The 15782-nt window shown below is 65.6% G+C and carries 15 protein-coding genes; 6 read left to right on the forward strand and 9 right to left on the reverse strand.

The window, feature by feature from the left end; all coding sequences use genetic code 11:
* Position 1: 1 nt before the first annotated feature.
* From modB to ACZ9C1_RS02430, 4 genes are all read right to left on the reverse strand, one after another.
* Positions 2-682 (reverse strand): molybdate ABC transporter permease subunit, encoded by a 681-nt coding sequence (gene modB, locus ACZ9C1_RS02415; RefSeq protein WP_102683308.1) that lies wholly within the window; start codon positions 680-682, stop codon positions 2-4.
* The gene (modA, locus tag ACZ9C1_RS02420) at positions 682-1440 is read right to left on the reverse strand and encodes a molybdate ABC transporter substrate-binding protein (protein WP_277503422.1); all 759 of its coding nucleotides are present in this window, start codon (positions 1438-1440) and stop codon (positions 682-684) included. The genes modB and modA overlap by 1 nt, the downstream gene beginning before the upstream one ends.
* A gap of 214 nt (positions 1441-1654) precedes the next feature.
* Positions 1655-2941, reverse strand: a complete 1287-nt coding sequence (locus ACZ9C1_RS02425; protein WP_277503423.1) for a Zn-dependent hydrolase — start codon at positions 2939-2941, stop codon at positions 1655-1657.
* Between the two features lie 67 nt (positions 2942-3008).
* Positions 3009-4499: an NCS1 family nucleobase:cation symporter-1 gene (locus ACZ9C1_RS02430; RefSeq protein ID WP_139673165.1), complete on the reverse strand. Its 1491-nt coding sequence runs from the start codon at positions 4497-4499 to the stop codon at positions 3009-3011.
* 614 nt (positions 4500-5113) lie between these two features.
* Between ACZ9C1_RS02430 and hydA the strand changes: the two genes are divergently transcribed.
* From hydA to preA, 3 genes are all read left to right on the forward strand, one after another.
* Entirely contained in the window at positions 5114-6553 is a 1440-nt protein-coding gene (hydA, locus tag ACZ9C1_RS02435; protein WP_139671940.1) for a dihydropyrimidinase, read from the forward strand.
* A 162-nt stretch (positions 6554-6715) separates the two neighbouring features.
* A complete protein-coding gene (locus tag ACZ9C1_RS02440; protein WP_476253503.1) occupies positions 6716-8083 on the forward strand; it encodes an NAD(P)-dependent oxidoreductase in 1368 nt (455 codons plus the stop codon).
* Positions 8084-9358 carry an NAD-dependent dihydropyrimidine dehydrogenase subunit PreA gene (gene preA, locus ACZ9C1_RS02445; protein WP_277503425.1) on the forward strand — a complete coding sequence of 425 codons (1275 nt, stop codon included), beginning with the start codon at positions 8084-8086 and terminating at the stop codon, positions 9356-9358.
* A gap of 54 nt (positions 9359-9412) precedes the next feature.
* Here the strand turns inward: preA and ACZ9C1_RS02450 are convergent, their stop codons facing one another.
* A complete protein-coding gene (locus ACZ9C1_RS02450) occupies positions 9413-9814 on the reverse strand; it encodes a DUF4440 domain-containing protein (protein ID WP_102683303.1) in 402 nt (133 codons plus the stop codon).
* Positions 9807-11162, reverse strand: coding sequence for an MFS transporter (locus ACZ9C1_RS02455; protein ID WP_277503426.1), 1356 nt, complete (start codon positions 11160-11162; stop codon positions 9807-9809). The genes ACZ9C1_RS02450 and ACZ9C1_RS02455 overlap by 8 nt, the downstream gene beginning before the upstream one ends.
* A 90-nt stretch (positions 11163-11252) precedes the next feature.
* Between ACZ9C1_RS02455 and ACZ9C1_RS02460 the strand changes: the two genes are divergently transcribed.
* On the forward strand, positions 11253-12155 hold the full coding sequence (locus tag ACZ9C1_RS02460; protein ID WP_476253504.1) for a LysR family transcriptional regulator: 903 nt from the start codon (positions 11253-11255) through the stop codon (positions 12153-12155).
* Between the two features lie 9 nt (positions 12156-12164).
* Here the strand turns inward: ACZ9C1_RS02460 and ACZ9C1_RS02465 are convergent, their stop codons facing one another.
* Both ACZ9C1_RS02465 and ACZ9C1_RS02470 read right to left on the reverse strand, forming a co-directional pair.
* Positions 12165-12785, reverse strand: a complete 621-nt coding sequence (locus ACZ9C1_RS02465; protein ID WP_110698456.1) for a TetR/AcrR family transcriptional regulator — start codon at positions 12783-12785, stop codon at positions 12165-12167.
* A 61-nt stretch (positions 12786-12846) separates the two neighbouring features.
* The gene (locus ACZ9C1_RS02470) at positions 12847-13440 is read right to left on the reverse strand and encodes a TetR/AcrR family transcriptional regulator (RefSeq protein ID WP_476253505.1); all 594 of its coding nucleotides are present in this window, start codon (positions 13438-13440) and stop codon (positions 12847-12849) included.
* Between the two features lie 108 nt (positions 13441-13548).
* On the opposite strand from ACZ9C1_RS02470, the gene ACZ9C1_RS02475 reads away from it, so the two are divergent.
* On the forward strand, positions 13549-14619 hold the full coding sequence (locus ACZ9C1_RS02475) for a sugar phosphate isomerase/epimerase family protein (RefSeq protein ID WP_476253506.1): 1071 nt from the start codon (positions 13549-13551) through the stop codon (positions 14617-14619).
* On the forward strand, positions 14616-15500 hold the full coding sequence (locus ACZ9C1_RS02480; RefSeq protein WP_102683297.1) for an alpha/beta fold hydrolase: 885 nt from the start codon (positions 14616-14618) through the stop codon (positions 15498-15500). The genes ACZ9C1_RS02475 and ACZ9C1_RS02480 overlap by 4 nt, the downstream gene beginning before the upstream one ends.
* Here ACZ9C1_RS02480 and ACZ9C1_RS02485 read toward each other — a convergent pair.
* Positions 15490-15732 carry a hypothetical protein gene (locus tag ACZ9C1_RS02485; RefSeq protein WP_102683296.1) on the reverse strand — a complete coding sequence of 81 codons (243 nt, stop codon included), beginning with the start codon at positions 15730-15732 and terminating at the stop codon, positions 15490-15492. The two genes, ACZ9C1_RS02480 and ACZ9C1_RS02485, sit on opposite strands and share 11 nt — an antisense overlap.
* Positions 15733-15782 lie beyond the last annotated feature (50 nt).

Here is a 15782-nt window from a genome sequence, read left to right on the forward strand (position 1 = left end):
TTCAGCTCCAGCCTGCCTTGCCACGGCGGCCGGCATAGAGCATCAGCAGCACCAGGAACGAGAACACCAGCATGGCCCCGGCCAGCCAGTGGGCCTGGCTATATTCCATGGCCTCGACGTGATCGAAGATCTGCACCGAGACCACACGGGTCTTGTCGGGAATGTTGCCACCGATCATCAGCACCACGCCGAACTCGCCGACGGTATGGGCGAAGCCGAGGATGCTGGCGGTAATGAAACCGGGGCGAGCCAGGGGCAGCACCACGTGGACGAAGGTGTCCCAGGGGCTGGCGCGCAGTGTCGCTGCCACCTCCAGCGGGCGCTGGCCGATAGCGCCGAAGGCGTTCTGTAATGGCTGCACCACGAAGGGCATCGAGTACACCACCGAGCCGATCACCAGCCCGGTGAAGCTGAACACCACGCTGCCCAGGCCCAGAGCCTGTGTGGCCTGGCCGATCCAGCCATGGGGGCCGAGGGCCAGCAGCAGGTAGAAGCCGATTACCGTTGGCGGCAGCACCAGGGGCAGGGCCACTACCGCGCCGATCGGCCCGCGCAACCAGGAACGGGTGCGCGCCAGCCACCAGGCGATGGGCGTGCCCAGCACCAGGAGGATGGCGGTGGTCAGGCTGGCCAGCTTGATGGTCAGCCAGATGGCGCCCAGGTCACTGGCGTCGAGAGGCATCAGAGCTCATAGCCGTAGGACTTGATCACCGCGGCGGCTTTCGGGCCCTTGAGGTAATCGACCAGGGCCTTGGCGGCCGGGTTGTCCTTGCCTTTGTTGAGGATCACCGCATCCTGGCGGATCGGGTCATGCAGCTCGGCGGGCACGATCCAGGCGGAGCCTTCGCTGACCTTGCCATCCTTGTAGATCTGCGACAGCGCGACGAAGCCCAGCTCGGCGTTGCCGGTGGAAACGAACTGGAAGGCTTGGGTGATGTTCTGGCCCTCGACGATCTTCGCCTTGGTGGCTTCGGTCAGCTTCAGCTTGTCCAGTACCTGGGTGGCGGCCAGGCCATAGGGCGCGGCCTTGGGGTTGGCGATGGACAGGTGCTTGTACTCGTTCTTCTTCAGCACATCACCCTTGGCGTCGACATAGCCTGGCTTGGCCGACCACAGCGCCAGGGTGCCGATGGCGTAGGTGAAGCGCGAGCCTGCAACAATTTCCTTTTCCTGTTCCAGCTTGGCCGGAGTGCTGTCGTCGGCGGCGAGAAACACTTCGAATGGCGCGCCGTTCTTGATCTGTGCGTAGAACTGGCCGGTGGCGCCGTAGGCAGCGACCAGCTTGTGGCCGGTATCCTTCTCGAAATCCTTGGCGATGGCCTGGATGGGCGCTGTGAAGTTGGCCGCGACAGCGACCTGGACTTCATCGGCCCAGGCACTGTTGAGGAAGATCAGGCTGGCGAGGGTACTGGCGGCCAGATAGGACAAGCGAATACGCATGAAGACGGCTCCTGAGGGATTATCGTTATGGTGCGGAATATATAGCGATAAGCCGTCTGTCGGGAAGAGGTTGGTGTGATTTGCCGTCGTTGGTGGCCTTGTTGTGGAGCTGCGTGGCAGCGGCGCACGGCCGCTCCCACGCAGGTGATGCTTGAACGCTATTCCCTGCGCGACAGCGCAGCCCAAGGGGTGGGCGATCTCCAGAAGATCATCGCTACGCCGCCAATCGTCCGCTGGCAATCGCCTCCGACGCGGCCAGCATCGCCCGCAGCAGCACCGCGCAGCCGGCGGCGAGGTCCTCGGGGGCGGCGTTCTCGATTTCGTTGTGGCTGATCCCGCCCTCGCACGGCACGAAGATCATCCCCGCCGGGCCCAGTTCGGCAAGGAAAATCGCGTCGTGCCCGGCGCCGCTGACGATGTCCATGTGCGCCAGGCCCAGGTTGCGTGCCGAATCACGTACCGCCTCGACGCAACCTTTGTCGAAATACAGGGCCGGGAAGTCAGCGGTGGGCACCAGCTCGTAGTCCAGCCCGTGCTTGGCCGTGGTGGCCTCGATCACCTGGCGCACCTCGGCGATCATCGACTCCAGTTGCTGGCCTTCCAGGTGGCGAAAATCCAGGGTCATGCGCACTTCGCCGGGGATCACGTTGCGCGAGCCGGGGTAGGCCTGCAGGCAACCGACCGTGCCGCAGGCATGTGGCTGGTGGGCGAGGGCGGTGCGGTTGACCGCCTCGACCACGGCGGCGGCACCGACCAGGGCGTCCTTGCGCAGGTGCATCGGCGTGGGGCCTGCGTGGGCCTCGACGCCGCGCAGGGTCAGGTCGAACCACTTCTGGCCGAGGGCGCCGAGCACCACGCCGATGGTCTTGTGCTGGTCCTCGAGGATCGGGCCCTGTTCGATATGCGCCTCGAAGTAGGCGCCGACCGGGTGGCCGGACACGGTGCGGCTGCCGGCGTAGCCGATTGCGTTCAATGCCTCGCCGACGCTCACGCCCTGGGCATCGCGCTTGGCCAGGGTGTGCTCGAGGGTGAACTTGTTGGCGAACACCCCAGAACCCATCATGCACGGGGCGAAGCGTGAGCCTTCCTCGTTGGTCCACACCACCACCTCCAGCGGCGCTTCGGTTTCCACGCCGAGATCATTGAGGGTGCGGATCACCTCCAGCCCGGCCATCACGCCGAAGCAGCCGTCGAACTTGCCGCCGGTGGGCTGGGTGTCGATATGGCTGCCGGTCATCACGGGTGGCAGCTTGGCGTTGCGCCCTGGGCGGCGGGCGAAGATGTTGCCTACGGCGTCGATGCTCACCGTGCAACCGGCTGCTTCGCACCACTGCACGAACAGATCGCGAGCCTGGCGATCGAGATCGGTCAGCGCCAGGCGGCATACGCCGCCCTTTGGCGTGGCGCCGAGGCGGGCCAGGTCCATCAGCGATTGCCACAGGCGGTTACTGTCTATGTGGTGTTGGCTGGATTGCAGGATTTCCTTGGCGGGGGTGGTCATGGGGTGTCTCCTCAGGCTGTTATTTTTACCATCACGTGGGAGCGGGCTTGCCCCGCGATGCGGCGCATCAGGGCATCGGCTTGGCCAGCCGCGCCGGGCCGCGCACCGCGATGCCGCCGAGGGCGTAGTAGAGCCCGCCGCCGAGCAGCGAACCGGTGAACCAGCCGTAGTCGTAGAACCAGCTGAAACTGCTGTTGCCAATCGCCATCACGGTCAGCGCCACCGGCACGCCGAAGGCAATGAACCCGGCCCAGTTCCACGCCGGGTACACGTCGTCGCGGTACAGCCCGGCGAGGTCCAGCTGCTGGCGGCGGACCAGGAAGTAGTCCACCACCATGATCCCGGCGATTGGCCCTAGCAGGCTGGAATAGCCCAGCAGCCAGTTGGAGTACAGGCTCTCCAGGCTCAGGTCGGAGACGATCCAGCCGAGCTTCTTGAGCAGCTCGTGGCCCATCAGCGCCAGGCCGATGAAGCCGGTCAGCCAGACGGCACGGCTGCGCCCGATCAGGCGCGGGGCGATGTTCTGGAAGTCGTTGGTGGGCGAGACGATGTTGGCCGCGGTGTTGGTCGACAGCGTTGCGACGATGATCAGCGCCATGGCCAGGGCCACCCAGCCGGGGCTCTGGATATGGCCGATCAGGCTCACCGGGTCGGACACCGTCTGACCCACCAGCGAGGCGGAGGCAGCGGTCATGATCACGCCCAGCGAAGCGAACAGGAACATGGTCAGCGGCAGGCCGAAGATCTGCCCGAGAATCTGGTCCTTCTGGCTTTTCGCGTAACGGCTGAAATCGGGGATGTTCAGCGACAGCGTGGCCCAGAAACCGACCATGGCGGTGAGCCCGGCGCAAAAGTAGCCGACCACGCTGGCGCCCTCGGGGCGTTTGGGCGGCTGCGCCAGCAACTCGCTCATCGACATGTGCGGCAGCGCCCAGAACAACAGGCCGACACCGACCGCCACCAGCAACGGCGCCGACAGCGTCTCCAGCCATTTGATCGACTCGGCGCCGCGCAGCACCACCCACAGGTTCAGCGACCAGAACAGCATGAAGCCGATCACCTCGCCGGATCCACCCAGTGCCTTCCACTCGGGGAACAACGAACCCAGGAACAGGTGGATGGCCAGACCGCCGAACATCGTCTGGATACCGAACCAGCCGCAGGCCACCACGGCGCGGATCAGGCACGGCACGTTGGAACCAAAGATACCGAACGAGGCGCGCAGCAGCACCGGGAACGGGATGCCGTATTTGGTCCCGGGGAAGGCGTTGAGGGTCAGCGGGATAAGCACGATGAGGTTGGCCAGCAGGATCGCCAGCAGCGCCTCGCCCACGCTCAGGCCGAAGTAGGCGGTGAGCACGCCGCCAAGGGTGTAGGTAGGCACGCAGATGGACATGCCCACCCATAACGCAGTGATGTGCCACTTGTTCCAGGTGCGCTGGTGCACCTTGGTCGGTGCGATGTCGTGGTTGTAGCGGGGGCTGTCGAGGACGTCGCTGCCGGCGTCGAGCTCGTACAGGCCATGCTGCTCGACCACTTGCGATCTGCTCTGTTGCATGGGGTTCTCCAGGTCTTTTTTCTTGTAGTTGTCGCTCATCGGGCTGACGCGATGGCCGGAGTACACACACCACCAGTACTGCACCTCCGGCCCGGCCAGGCGGTTGTGGCCTGCGTTTTCAACAAACGTGCCGGGAAAGCCCGCGCCTTCCCGGCAGGCCGCCGCCGACCGGAGGTAACTCACTGACCTGCAAAGGCATTCATCAAGGCGGCAGGCAGAGCGGGAGCTCCTGGGCATGCCGTCTGTCTGGCCGGTCCAGCACCCGCGTGGTTCAAACGGGTGCAACCTGGAAAAACACCGGCGCGGCCTGCGCCATCCAGCCAGTAAACAAACACCTGATTTTGCGTAGAAAATCTTGACCAATTTGGCTTCCTGTCAAGTGCGTCAAAATGGTGAAGGGGTGTCACTTTTTGGTGAGCTGGTGAATAAATATTTAAAAATCAATTAGTTATTGTTTTTGATGGTTGTATATATTTTTTCTTGATGAATATCCGATCAGATACTAGCCTCGATTCTTGTCAGGCCTGACAGGATTGATGAAATCACCTCCAGCGCCCGGCCAACACAATTCCAAGAACCGGCCAGAAGACCGGTCAGCCTGCGAGGAAAACGGCATGTCCCTGTTGATCCGTGGCGCCACCGTGGTTACCCATGAAGAGAGCTACCCCGCCGATGTCCTGTGTGCCGATGGCCTGATCCGCGCCATCGGCAAAGACCTCGAAGCCCCCACCGACTGTGAGATCCTCGACGGCAGTGGCCAGTACCTGATGCCCGGCGGCATCGACCCGCACACCCACATGCAGCTGCCGTTCATGGGCACGGTGGCCAGCGAGGACTTCTTCAGCGGCACTGCCGCGGGTCTGGCCGGGGGCACCACCTCGATCATCGACTTCGTCATCCCCAACCCGCAGCAGTCGCTGCTCGAGGCTTTCCATACCTGGCGCGGCTGGGCGCAGAAGAGTGCCAGCGACTATGGCTTCCACGTCGCCATCACCTGGTGGAGCGAGCAGGTCGCCGAGGAGATGGGTGAACTGGTCGCCCAGCATGGAGTGAACAGCTTCAAGCACTTCATGGCCTACAAGAATGCGATCATGGCCGCCGACGACACCCTGGTGGCCAGCTTCGAACGCTGCCTGCAACTGGGCGCGGTACCCACGGTGCACGCCGAAAACGGCGAGCTGGTCTATCACCTGCAGCAAAAATTGCTCGCCCAGGGCCTGACCGGCCCCGAGGCACACCCGCTGTCGCGTCCGTCCCAGGTCGAAGGGGAGGCCGCCAGCCGCGCCATCCGCATCGCCGAAACCCTGGGCACGCCGCTGTATCTGGTGCATGTCTCCAGCCGCGAGGCGCTGGATGAGATCACCTATGCCCGGGCCAAGGGCCAGCCGGTTTACGGTGAGGTGCTGCCGGGGCATCTGCTGCTCGACGACAGCGTTTACCGTGATCCGGACTGGGCCACCGCCGCCGGCTACGTGATGAGCCCGCCGTTCCGCCCGCGCGAGCACCAAGAGGCGCTGTGGGGTGGCCTGCAGTCGGGCAACCTGCACACCACGGCCACTGATCATTGCTGCTTCTGCGCCGAGCAGAAGGCCATGGGCCGCAACGACTTCAGCCGGATCCCCAACGGCACCGCCGGCATCGAAGACCGCATGGCGGTGCTGTGGGACGCCGGGGTGAACAGCGGGCGCCTGTCGATGCACGAGTTCGTCGCGCTGACCTCCACCAACACCGCGAAGATCTTCAACCTGTTCCCGCGCAAGGGCGCGATCCGCGTCGGCGCCGATGCCGACCTGGTGCTGTGGGACCCGCAGGGCACCCGTACCATCAGCGCCCAGACCCACCACCAGCGGGTCGATTTCAACATCTTCGAAGGCCGCACAGTGCGCGGCGTCCCCAGCCACACCGTCAGCCAGGGCAAGGTGCTCTGGGCCGATGGCGACCTGCGTGCCGAGCCGGGCGCGGGGCGTTATGTGGAGCGACCGGCCTATCCCTCGGTGTACGAGGTGCTGGAACGGCGTGCCGAACGGCAGAAACCGACGCCGGTTCAGCGCTGAAGCAGCTGGGGCTGCTGCGCAGCCCTATCGCCGGCTTGCCGGCGATAGGGGCGCAAAGCGCACCCTGATTACAACACACATGCTCCTGTTGACTGCCATCCCCCAGAACGGACAGGCGAGTGACCGCCGCCTGAACCCATAAAAAAGCGAGAGGCTACAACCGTGATCGATGCCCTGAACCACTTGCCGCGCCCCCGCGCCGGCGCCGACCAGCTGGCCGAGGCCTTCAGCGACCTCGCGCCCCCGCTCACCGCCCGCCAGGCCGCTGTCGAGAGCGCGCGCTGCCTGTACTGCTACGACGCGCCGTGCGTCAATGCGTGCCCCAGTGAAATCGACATCCCCTCGTTCATCCACCGCATCAGTGACGAGAACCTGCAGGGCGCCGCCGAACGCATTCTCTCGGCCAACATCCTTGGCGGCAGCTGCGCCCGGGTTTGCCCCACGGAGATCCTTTGCCAGCAAGCCTGCGTGCGCAACAACGCCCAGGAGTGCGCCCCGGTGCTGATCGGCCAATTGCAGCGCTACGCCCTGGACCATGCCGACTTCACCGAGCATCCGTTCCAGCGTTCGCCGGCCAGCGGCAAGCGCATCGCCGTGGTCGGCGCCGGCCCCGCCGGGTTGTCGTGCGCGCACCGGTTGGCCATGCACGGCCACGACGTGGTGATCTTCGAGGCGCGGGAAAAGGCCGGTGGTCTCAACGAATACGGCATCGCCCGCTACAAGCTGGTGGACGACTACGCCCAGCGTGAATTGGAGTTCCTGCTGGGCATCGGCGGAATCGAGATCCGCCATGGCCAGCGCCTGGGCGGCAACCTGTCGTTGGCCGAGCTGCATGGCCAGTACGACGCGGTGTTCCTCGGCCTGGGCCTGGGGGCCGTGCGCCAGCTGGGCCTGGCAGACGAAGACGCGCCGGGCCTGCTTGCCGCCACCGACTATATCCGTGAACTGCGCCAGGCTGACGACCTCACCCAGCTGCCGCTGGCTGACCGCTGCCTGGTGCTCGGCGCCGGCAACACCGCCATCGACATGGCCGTGCAGATGAGCCGCCTGGGCGCCCGCGACGTCAACCTGGTGTACCGCCGCGGCGAGGCCGACATGGGCGCCACCGTTCACGAACAGGAGATCGCCAAGCACAACCAGGTACGCCTGCACACCTGGGCCCGGCCCGATGCCGTGCTGCTGGATGATGCCGGGCGCGTGCGCGGCATGCGCTTCGCGCGCACGCAATTGATCGACGGACGCCTGGGCGATACCGGCGAAACCTTCGAGCTGGCCGCCGACGCGATCTTCAAGGCCATCGGCCAGCGCTTCGATGAGCAAAGCCTCGGCGATCCGCTGGCGGCGCAACTGGCCCGCGACGGCGAGCGCATCCAGGTGGACGCGCATATGCGCACCTCCATCCCCGGCATCTATGCCGGCGGCGACTGTACCGCGCTGGGCCAGGACCTCACCGTCCAGGCCGTGCAACATGGCAAGCTGGCCGCCGAAGCCATCCATGCCCAACTCATGCTCAACGTGGAGGCTGCGTAAATGGCCGACTTGTCCATCGTATTCGCCGGCATCAAGGCACCCAATCCATTCTGGTTGGCTTCCGCGCCCCCCACCGACAAGGCCTACAACGTAATCCGCGCCTTCGAGGCCGGCTGGGGCGGGGTGGTGTGGAAGACCCTGGGCGAGGACCCGGCGGCGGTCAACGTGTCGTCGCGCTACTCGGCGCACTACGGCGCCAACCGCCAGGTGCAGGGCATCAACAACATCGAGCTGATCACCGACCGCTCGCTGGAGATCAACCTGCGCGAGATCACCCAGGTGAAGAAGGACTGGCCCGACCGTGCGCTGATCGTGTCGCTGATGGTGCCGTGCGTCGAAGAATCCTGGAAGTTCATCCTGCCGCTGGTGGAAGCCACCGGCGCCGACGGCATCGAACTCAACTTCGGCTGCCCCCACGGCATGCCCGAGCGCGGCATGGGCGCCGCCGTCGGCCAGGTGCCCGAGTATGTGGAAATGGTCACCCGCTGGTGCAAGACCCATTGCACGCTGCCGGTGATCGTCAAGCTCACCCCCAATATCACCGACATCCGCCAGTCGGCGCGCGCTGCACACCGGGGCGGGGCGGACGCGGTGTCGTTGATCAACACCATCAACTCGATCACCAGTGTCGACCTGGACCGCATGGTCGCCCACCCCATCGTCGGCGACCAGAGCACCCATGGCGGCTACTGCGGGTCGGCGGTCAAGCCGATCGCCCTGAACATGGTCGCCGAGATCGCCCGTGACCCCGAGACCCGCGGGCTGCCGATCTGCGGCATCGGCGGTATCGGCACCTGGCGCGACGCCGCCGAGTTCATCGCCCTGGGTAGCGGCGCGGTACAGGTGTGCACGGCGGCGATGCTGCACGGCTTTCGCATTGTCGACGACATGCAGGACGGCCTGTCGCGCTGGATGGACCAACATGGCCACCGCAACCTCGAGGCGTTTCGTGGCCAGGCCGTTGGGCACACCACCGACTGGAAGTACCTGGACATCAACTACAAGTCGGTGGCGCAGATCGACCCGGACGCCTGCATCGGCTGCGGGCGCTGCCACATCGCCTGCGAGGACACCTCGCACCAGGCCATCGCCAGCACCCTGAAGGCTGACGGCACTCACGCCTACAGTGTGATCGAGGCCGAGTGCGTGGGTTGCAACCTGTGCCAGATCACCTGCCCGGTGGAAGGTTGCATCGACATGCAGGCGCAGGACACCGGCAAGCCGTACATGAACTGGACGCAGGATCCGCGCAATCCCTATCGTGAGGCGGGTTGAGGAGGCGGTCGATAAACACGCCTCGGCAGCGGTGATGCCTGCTCGAGCTCCGCGCTAGCTGATTGCGGTCTCGTGCAGGCAGCGCCACACCACGCCGCGGTTGCTGCACTCCAGCAGTGCCAGTGACCAGCGTGCCTGCACCACACCCTGCAACCGATGGGTTTCCTTGTAGCGCACTGCTACGTTCACCCCGGCCTGCCATACCACCTGGACGTCGCTTACGACGATCTCCAGCCCTGGCCGTGCGCCGGCCGCCCGGCTGAACAGTTGCTCCACCTGTGCGCGGGTCACCACCGTGCCCGCCGTGCCGACCATGCTGAAATCATCGGCGAACACCGCCATCAGTCCGCCGAGCACTGCCTGGGTCTCGGCCGCTGGGCGGGTGAAGATGCTGTGGATCAGCTCATGAACGTGATGAATGCTGCGCTCGGCGCGGGCAATCGCGTGGTCAGGCATGGCGAGGGGTCTCCGGGGGTAGTGTGTGCAGTGTCATCAGTGGCGCCAGCCCGAGCAGCGCGGCCAGAGTGAAGGTCAGGTGATAGGCGTCCGGCGTACTCAGGCCCACCAGCAACAGGTTGAAGATCATCAGCAGCAAGGCGGCGCCGACGCTGAAGGCCATCTGTCGATTGAGGTTCCACAGCACGCTGGCCTGCTGCATCCGCTCGCCGCTGAAGTCGAGCAGCGCGGTGGTCTGGGCGGTGTTGGCACCGATGCCGCCGCCGATGCCCATGAGGCCGTAGGCCGCCATCAGTACGGCGTTGTCCGTCGGGGTATCGACCATGACCAGCAGGCAGATACCCTGGCTGTGCAGGAGCATGCCGAGCAGCAACAGGCGGGCGGCACCGACGCGGTTGTACAGGCGGCCGGCCAGCAACATGGCGGCGAAGGCCCCGGCGGCGTAGAGCAGCATGAACAGGCCGGTGGCCTGGGCGCTCAGCTGCAGCACATCCTGCAGATAGAAGATGTTCAACAGGTTGACCCCGGTGAACACCCCGGGGATCGCATGGTAGACCTGCATCGAGACTCGCAGGCGGGGGCTGGCGAGCAGCTTCAGCTCGACGATGCCTGCCGCAGCGCGTTGGTAATGGGCGCGGTACAGCAAGGCGCAGGACACACCCGCCAGCAGGCAGGCGATGGCCAGTAGGGCGCCATGGCCGGCACCATACAGCGACAGGCCCAGCAGCAGGCAGGCGAGGGCGGCGCTGACCAGCAGCAATCCCTTGAAGTCCGGGCGTGGCGCTGTCGGACCCGGTGCCTGGTCAAGCCAAGCCCAGGCCAGCGCCGCCGTCAGCAGGGCCAGCGGAATGTTGCTGTGGAAGACCCACGGCCAGCGGCCATGGTCGACGATCAACCCGCCAAGGGTGGGTGACAGCGCCGGCGCCAGCAGCGCAACGGCCATCACCAGGGTGGACACACGGGCGCGCTCCGGGCCCTGGAAGCGTTCGAAGGTCAGCGCCTGCCCCACGGGGATCAGCAAGCCACCGGCCATGCCCTGAACCAGGCGCCAGGCAATCAACGCGGCAAAGCTCTGCGCCTCGCCGCAGCCCCACACCGCCACGCTGAACGCCAGCATGGCGGCGCTCAACAGCCGCCGCGCGCCCCAGCGATTGGCCAGCCAGGTGCTCACCGGCACGGCCAGGGTCAGCCCGAGCATGTAGGCATTGCCAACCCACGCGCTGCTGGCGTTGCCGATGGCGAACTCGGCGGCGATCCGTGGCAACGCCACGGTCGGCATGAACAGGTTGATGCAGTCGATGAAGAACCCCATCAGGAAGATCGTTGCCACGCGATACCGGTACGTCATTGCCACTCCTTTTCGACGCGCAGAGTAGGTGTCGTGGACTGCCCCTGTCGATGTCGCTACCCTTGAAACTCTGTTTGATGGAAGTGAACAATGCCGCGCACGGCTCTCCACACCCAGCTCAACCGGGTGCAGACGTTTCTGGCGGTGGTCGACTTCGGCTCCTTCACCAAGGCGGCGGAATTTCTCGGCATCAGCAAAGCCATGGCCAGCCAGCACATCAAGGCGCTGGAGCGGGCCCTGGGGGTGACGCTGCTGGCGCGCAGCACCCGTGCTATCGCCCCGACCGAAACCGGCCAAAGTTTCTATGAGGATTTCAAGGTGATCGTCAGCGATGTCGAAGGCGCCTTCGCCAATGTACTGCGCCGGCACAACGGCCTATCGGGCAAACTGCGCATCAGCACCACCGGGGAGTACGGCGAGCGCTTCATCCTGCCGCTGATCCCGCTGTTCGCCGAGCGCTACCCGGCGTTGTCGCTCAGCTACGATACCGACTCGTCGCTGAGCGACCTGATTGCCGAGCGGCTCGACCTGGTGGTGCGCCTTGGCGCGTTGCCGGACTCGAACCTGCGCAGTCGCCAGCTGGCCGAGTACGACATTGTGCTGGTGGCTGCTCCGGCTTTTCTTGCTCGCCATGCCATTGAACGGCCCGAGGAACTGGCGGATACACCCTGGATTGCCAACAGCAACCTGCAGAGCCCGACCGCCTGGACCTTGCACAGCGCGCAGGCGGGGAGTGCAAGCGTTGTCGGCCGGGCGGCCTACCAGTCCAATGCATCCCACGCCATCCGGGCGATGGCCTGCGCCGCCCTGGGCGTAGCGGTGCTGCCGGCTTGGCTGGTCGAGCAAGACCTGGCCGACGGCACCCTGCGGCGGGTACTGCCGGACTACAGCCTGCCGAGGCAGCCGATCAGCGTGGTGTACCCCAACAGCAGCCATGTGCCGCACAAGACCCGGGTGTTCATCGATTTTTTGTGCGAGCACCTGGGGCGCTAAGGGCGCCGCTCACGGCTCCAGGCCGATGCCGCGCAGGATGACGCCGGTCACGGTCTGCACCGCTTGCTCGAACGCCATGTCCGACAGCGGCTCACCGTCATTGAGCAGGGTGACCTGGAAACCGAAGTCGGCGTAGTGCTGGGTCGCCGCCCAGATCATGTACAGCAGCGCCGATGGTTCCACCGGCAGGATGCGCCCATCGTCGACCCAACTGCGGATCTTCGCCTGCTTGAGCTGCGCCCAAGGCACCAGGATTTCGTCCAGGCTGGGGCCCAGCAGCGGGGCGCCGTGGAGGATCTCCTCGGCCCAGATCTTCGAGCCCAGCGGCCGCGAGCGCGAATGGCCCATCTTGGCGCGGATGTAGCTGGTCAGCACCACCCGCGGGTCGTCGAAGTGCTCGAAGCACAGGGCATCCTGTTTCCAGACGTCCAGCAGGTCCTGCAACACGGCGCGGTACAGGTCGTCCTTGGTGCTGAAGTAGTAGTGCAGGTTGGAGCGCGGCAGTTGCGCCCGTTCGGCGATATCGCCCATGGAGGTGGCGGCGTAGCCCTTGTCGGCGAACACCTGCTCGGCGGCTTGCAGGATCTTTTCGACGTTGCGCCGGCGGATCTCGATCTTGTGGTTGGCCATGGGCTGTCCGTGGTGACCTGAACAGGGCAAGGCTAACAGCTTTGCCGGGGCGGCGATAAGGTCAAGGTTGCCGGCTTGGCAACAGCGTCAGTGCCTGGCGGCTGGCGCTGCGCAGGTCCTCTCCGGGCACGCCGTCGCGGGCCTGCACGGAGATACCGTGGAGGAAGGTGGCATAGAAGTGGCCGAGGGCCTCGGCCTGCGTGTCGGCCGGCAACTGCCCCTGGTCACGGGCTTGGCGCAGGCGCTCGATGATCGACTCGGTACGCTGCCGGCGGTGCCCGGACAACCACTGCTGGACGGCCAGGTTGTCCGGTGCCACGCCGCTGGCGGCGCTGACCACCAGGCAGCCCCTGGGCTCGTTGGCGCGGGTGTAGGTGCTGATGGCGTCCTCGAGCATCCGTGCCAGGGCCTGGTGGATATCCGGCAGGGCCAGGGCGCGGTCGGCGAAGCCGCCTTCGGTCGACTCGTACAGGGCCACGGCTTCCTCGAACAGTTGCTGCTTGCTGCCGAAGGCCGCGTAGATGCGCGCGGAGGCGATGCCCAGCGCAGACACCAGGGCCGACATCGAGGTGCCCTCGTAGCCATGTTCCCAGAACAGCCGCATCGCCTTGCGCAGCGCCTGTTGCTTGTCGAATTCCCGAGGTCGCCCTGCCATCGCTCGTCTGCCTGATTACGTGAAAGGCGCATTCTAGCCAATTTGCGATTGACGGGCAGCGCCATTCGATCCTATTGTTTGTCGATCAACAAATAATAGGATGACATCATGCGAACACTCAAAGGCCCCAGTCTGCACCTCGCGCAGTTCAGCGCCGACAAGCCACCGTTCGACAGCCTCGACAGGATCGCCGAGTGGGCGGGAGAGTTGGGCTTCAAGGGGTTGCAGGTCCCGGCCTGGGACGCCCGGCTGTTCGACCTGGAACTGGCCGCGCAGAGCACCGGCTACTGCGATGAGGTCAAGGGGCGGCTGGCCGAGCACGGCTTGCAGGTCAGCGAGCTGACCACCCACATGATCGGCCAATTGGTCGCGGTCCATCCGGCCTACGACTCGATGTGCGACGCCTTCGCCCCGGCCGCGCTGGCAGGGCGGCCGGCAGAACGCACCGCCTGGGCGACCGAGCAGATGACACTGGCGGCTCGGGCCAGCCGCAACCTGGGCCTGGAGGATATGGGGACCTTTTCCGGCGCGCTGGCCTGGCCCTACCTGTTCCCGTTCCCGCAACGTCCCCAGGGCCTGGTGGAGGCTGCCTTCGAGGAGCTGGCGCGGCGCTGGCGGCCGATACTCGACTGCTGTGACGAACAGGGCGTCAACCTGTGCTTCGAGATCCACCCTGCCGAGGACCTGCATGACGGCACCAGCTTCGAGCGTTTCCATGCCCTGGTGGGTGAGCACGTGCGTTGCCGCATCCTCTTCGACCCCAGCCATTTCGTGCTGCAGCAACTCGACTACCTGGCCTATCTGGATCTCTATCACCCATTGATCCGCATGTTTCACGTCAAGGACGCCGAGTTCAATCCGAGCGGTCGACAGGGCGTGTATGGCGGCTACAGCGACTGGACCGAACGTGCCGGGCGCTTCCGATCGCTGGGTGACGGGCAAGTGGACTTCAAGGCCATCTTCTCGCGGCTGGCGCAATACGACTTCGCGGGGTGGGCAACCCTGGAGTGGGAGTGCTGCCTGAAGCATCAGGAGGACGGCGCCCGTGAAGGCGTCGAGTTCATCAACCGCCACATCATCCGGGTCACGGACCAGGTGTTCGACGATTTCGCCGGCGCACCGATCGACACCCATCAGATCCAGCGCATGCTGGGCATCGACACGGGGGCTCGGGTATGAACCTGGCCATCGAGTCTTTGGCTGACGCCTTCGAGCATGTCTATGTGCAGGTGCAGGGACAGCGCATCCACTGTGTAGTGGCCGGCGCGGGCGAACCGGTGCTACTGGTGCCGGGCTGGCCACAGACCTGGTACGCCTGGCGCCATGTGCTGCCGATCCTGGCCGCGCGCGGGTTCCGTGCCATCGCCATCGATCCGCCGGGCCTGGGGGACTCGGACCGCCCCGAGCAGGGCTACGACACCGGCAGCGTCGCCGCTGTGCTGCATGCCGCGATGACCCAGCTGGGGCATGAGCGCTATCACCTGGTCGGTCACGATGTGGGGATGTGGGTGGCCTATGCCCTGGCCAGTGATCGGCCACAGGCGGTGCGCTCGCTGACGGTGGCCGAGGCGGTGATCCCGGGGCTTGCCGAGGCGCCGTCGATCTTCGTGGCGCCGCAGGACAACATCTTCCTTTGGCACTTCCTGTTCAACCAGGTACGCGATCTGCCGGAGTTCCTGATCGCCGGACGTGAGGAGGGCTACCTCAACTTCATGTTCGACCGATGGGCGATCCATCGGCATGCGGTGGCGGCGGATGTCTATATCCGTGCCTACGCCTCGCCGGGCGGGATGCGGGCGGGCTTCGCCTATTACCGGGCGATTCCCGAGACCATCAGGCAGAACCGCGAACGGGCCAGGCATCCGCTGCCCATGCCGGTGCTGGCGATCGGTGCCGAGCACGCCACGGGCGATGCGCCGCTGCGTACGCTGCAGGGGCATGCCGACTCGGTGCGCGGGGTGATCCTGCCGGGTTGCGGGCACTTCGTCATGGAGGAAGCGCCGGTGTCGTTCAACGAGCACCTGCTGGCGTTCCTGGAAGAGGTCGAGGTCAACCGCTGATCGCGGTCGTGGCCCTGGCGGCGTCGGTCACGGCTTGCTGGTGATCGGCGCGCAACACGGCCAGTTTGCGGCGCTCGTACTCTTCCTGGCTCAGACCCTGGCGTTGCAATGCCTCGAGTTGCAGCTGACGGGCTTCCTCGGCGCTGTAGGGGCGTAGCTCAGGATGGCTGGCGCAACCGCCCAGCACGGCGATGGCCAGGGTGGCGAGGAGGAGGCGGGCGGTGGTGTTCATCGGGATGATACCGTGGGTTGTCGGATCGATGAACCCAGGTTATTGGCCAC

This window comes from Pseudomonas sp. TE21435 (genome assembly GCF_056279265.1).

Excerpts from the sequence above, each read along its gene's own strand:
- modB (WP_102683308.1), bottom strand. The coding sequence starts at position 682 with ATGCCTCTCGACGCCAGTGACCTGGGCGCCATCTGGCTGACCATCAAG.
- modA (WP_277503422.1), bottom strand. The coding sequence starts at position 1,440 with ATGCGTATTCGCTTGTCCTATCTGGCCGCCAGTACCCTCGCCAGCCTG.
- ACZ9C1_RS02425 (WP_277503423.1), bottom strand. The coding sequence starts at position 2,941 with ATGACCACCCCCGCCAAGGAAATCCTGCAATCCAGCCAACACCACATA.
- ACZ9C1_RS02430 (WP_139673165.1), bottom strand. The coding sequence starts at position 4,499 with ATGCAACAGAGCAGATCGCAAGTGGTCGAGCAGCATGGCCTGTACGAG.
- hydA (WP_139671940.1), top strand. The coding sequence starts at position 5,114 with ATGTCCCTGTTGATCCGTGGCGCCACCGTGGTTACCCATGAAGAGAGC.
- preA (WP_277503425.1), top strand. The coding sequence starts at position 8,084 with ATGGCCGACTTGTCCATCGTATTCGCCGGCATCAAGGCACCCAATCCA.
- ACZ9C1_RS02450 (WP_102683303.1), bottom strand. The coding sequence starts at position 9,814 with ATGCCTGACCACGCGATTGCCCGCGCCGAGCGCAGCATTCATCACGTT.
- ACZ9C1_RS02455 (WP_277503426.1), bottom strand. The coding sequence starts at position 11,162 with ATGACGTACCGGTATCGCGTGGCAACGATCTTCCTGATGGGGTTCTTC.
- ACZ9C1_RS02460 (WP_476253504.1), top strand. The coding sequence starts at position 11,253 with ATGCCGCGCACGGCTCTCCACACCCAGCTCAACCGGGTGCAGACGTTT.
- ACZ9C1_RS02465 (WP_110698456.1), bottom strand. The coding sequence starts at position 12,785 with ATGGCCAACCACAAGATCGAGATCCGCCGGCGCAACGTCGAAAAGATC.
- ACZ9C1_RS02470 (WP_476253505.1), bottom strand. The coding sequence starts at position 13,440 with ATGGCAGGGCGACCTCGGGAATTCGACAAGCAACAGGCGCTGCGCAAG.
- ACZ9C1_RS02475 (WP_476253506.1), top strand. The coding sequence starts at position 13,549 with ATGCGAACACTCAAAGGCCCCAGTCTGCACCTCGCGCAGTTCAGCGCC.
- ACZ9C1_RS02480 (WP_102683297.1), top strand. The coding sequence starts at position 14,616 with ATGAACCTGGCCATCGAGTCTTTGGCTGACGCCTTCGAGCATGTCTAT.
- ACZ9C1_RS02485 (WP_102683296.1), bottom strand. The coding sequence starts at position 15,732 with ATGAACACCACCGCCCGCCTCCTCCTCGCCACCCTGGCCATCGCCGTG.